At 43.9% G+C, this 2,832-nt stretch carries 2 protein-coding genes and 2 rRNA genes; all 4 read left to right on the forward strand.

Annotated features, from left to right (window positions below; genetic code table 11):
• A 23S ribosomal RNA gene (locus ACNPNW_RS05275) occupies window positions 1-740 on the forward strand; the annotation flags it as partial.
• Between the two features lie 190 nt (window positions 741-930).
• Window positions 931-1,045: ribosomal RNA gene (rrf, locus tag ACNPNW_RS05280) — 5S ribosomal RNA — on the forward strand.
• A 150-nt stretch (window positions 1,046-1,195) separates the two neighbouring features.
• Window positions 1,196-2,389 (forward strand): MFS transporter, encoded by a 1,194-nt coding sequence (locus ACNPNW_RS05285; protein WP_448766645.1) that lies wholly within the window; start codon window positions 1,196-1,198, stop codon window positions 2,387-2,389.
• A gap of 159 nt (window positions 2,390-2,548) precedes the next feature.
• On the forward strand, window positions 2,549-2,832 hold a 284-nt coding region (locus ACNPNW_RS05290; protein ID WP_448766646.1), incomplete at its 3' end, for a helix-turn-helix domain-containing protein.

A 2,832-nucleotide genomic window follows, 5' to 3' on the forward strand; every position in this document is an offset into this window, starting at 1 on the left:
CTTGAAATACCACCCTGGTAATATTGAGGTTCTAACTCTGTCCCGTTATCCGGGACGAGGACCATGTCTGGTGGGTAGTTTGACTGGGGCGGTCTCCTCCTAAAGAGTAACGGAGGAGTACGAAGGTGCGCTCAGCGTGGTCGGAAATCACGCGTAGAGTATAAAGGCAAAAGCGCGCTTAACTGCGAGACCCACAAGTCGAGCAGGTACGAAAGTAGGTCTTAGTGATCCGGTGGTTCTGTATGGAAGGGCCATCGCTCAACGGATAAAAGGTACTCTGGGGATAACAGGCTGATACCGCCCAAGAGTTCATATCGACGGCGGTGTTTGGCACCTCGATGTCGGCTCATCTCATCCTGGGGCTGAAGCAGGTCCCAAGGGTATGGCTGTTCGCCATTTAAAGAGGTACGCGAGCTGGGTTTAGAACGTCGTGAGACAGTTCGGTCCCTATCTACCGTGGGCGTTGGAAATTTGAGAGGATCTGCTCCTAGTACGAGAGGACCAGAGTGGACGAACCTCTGGTGTACCGGTTGTCACGCCAGTGGCATCGCCGGGTAGCTATGTTCGGAAGGGATAACCGCTGAAAGCATCTAAGCGGGAAGCCTACCTCAAGATAAGATTTCCCTAGGACTTTATGTCCTCTAAAGAGCCGTTGAAGACTACGACGTTGATAGGTTGGATGTGGAAGTGCAGTGATGCATGAAGCTGACCAATACTAATTGCTCGTGAGGCTTGACTATACAACACCCAAACAGTTGTTGTATAAAGCATCAATTGATTCGATATTCAGCAAAACGACTTGATTCAGTATCTCGTTAGTAAGACAATATTCAACTCAGATATACCTGTTAATGTATTCTATTTGGTACGAAGTACGGCACATACTGCAAAGCAGTTAAATAAGACCCGAACAAGTCCATAAACAGTTGTGCTGGCGACCATAGCAAGAGTGAACCACCTGATCCCTTCCCGAACTCAGAAGTGAAACCTCTTAGCGCTGATGGTAGTGTGGGATTACCCATGTGAGAGTAAGTCATCGCCAGCTCATTATTCGAAACACCCCCTTCAAATGAAGGGGGTGTTTTTTTATGCGCGGGTTTTAGTCAAATCACTGTTATTTACATGCCATTTCGACCGAAACATCACATAAAAATAATATTGAGAGGCGTATACTGAACCGGTCTATGGAGCGGATATGTCCTCAAATTCATCTTCAAGCCATATTGAATATGGCTCTTCTGCTTTTAAAGCAGTGCTCTTTTCCTTATTTCTTGCTGGCTTTGCCATTTTTTCATCACTGTATTGCGTACAGCCCATGATGCCGATTCTGGCTGATTATTTCCAGGTCAGCCCGACTCAAAGCAGTTTCCCTTTATCTTTTTCTACCATTGCCTTGGCAGTTGGTCTTATTTTTACTGGGCTGATCTCGGACCGATTTGGTCGTAAGCCGATTATGGTCTGGTCTCTATTTTTAGTCTCAGTATTATTACTATTAAGTGCAATATTGCCGATCTGGTCCGTGTTTCTGACTACACGAATAATGATTGGATTGACAGTCAGTGGTGTCGCTGCAGTCGCGATGACTTATATCGGGGAAGAAATTGCAGAAAAAGATATCGGTTTTGCTATGGGTTTGTATATTTCTGGCACAGCGATTGGCGGTATGGGCGGACGTTTAATTGCTGGGGTGTTAGTCGATTTTATCTCTTGGCAATCTGCTACTTTGATGATTGGTATTTTAAATCTCTGTATTGCAGGCTTATTTTATTACCTATTACCCGCTTCGCAACATTTTAAAGCCTATCCAATCAAGCTGAATCGTTTTAAAAACTCATTTAGGCAGAATCTCGCTGATCCAAAACTTCGGGTTTTATTCCTGCAAGGTTTTATCTTGATGGGCTGCTTTGTCTCGGTATTTAATTATCTGAGTTATCGCTTGATCCAAGCGCCATTTGAATTATCTCATGTCTGGATTGGCGTGATTTCGATTACTTATTTGGCTGGTATTTATAGCTCCCCTCGAGCAGCACACTGGGGATGGCATTATGGCAAATTCAGAATATTGGCAGCCATGATCCTGATGATGCTTGTGGGCTTGGCGCTGATGCTGATTAATCAGTTGGTTGTTGTTTTTATCGGATTGCTGATTTTTACTTTTTCTTTCTTCGCTGCCCATTCGACTGCCAGTAGCTGGGTGTCGATCCAGTCGTTACAGTATCGGGCAGTCGGTTCGTCGCTGTATTTATTTTGCTATTACCTGGGTTCAAGCGTGTTGGGGAGCTCAAGCGGATTGGTATGGGAAAATTATGGCTGGATAGGATTAACTGTGTTTATCACAGCGTTATTACTGACAGGTTTGGCATTTAGTTTAAGACTCCGTTCAAATTAGAGATTCTGTCCAAGCTTTCCTCCTCATAAATAAGATAAATTTCTTTTTTGATATACGCAGATTCAAATCTCAAGTGCGACACATTTGTAGTTAGTTGAAAAAGTTAGGTGTATTCGTAGAATCATTGGACTTTTTCAACTCGCAATTGGAAAGCACACAATGAAGAAATACACCCAACTTTCTCAAGATGAAAGATACGAAATTTATGCTACTTTGAAAAGTAAAAGTTCAATCGCTAGCCTTGCTCGGGAGTTAGGGCGTTCACGATCAACCATCTACCGTGAATTAAAAAGAAATACTGGGCAACGTGGATATAGAGCTCAACAGGCAGCGAAATTTGCAAGTCAAAGACGGTACCGTCCTTCATCACCCATGACAGCATTTGCCTTCGCTTATATTGATTACTTGATTGGCTTGGACTGGTCACCAGAACAAATTTTAGG

The organism is Acinetobacter endophylla, assembly GCF_053543775.1.

Bases quoted from the DNA above. Each gene is read 5' to 3' on its own strand.
- ACNPNW_RS05285 (WP_448766645.1), top strand. From the start codon at position 1,196: ATGTCCTCAAATTCATCTTCAAGCCATATTGAATATGGCTCTTCTGCT.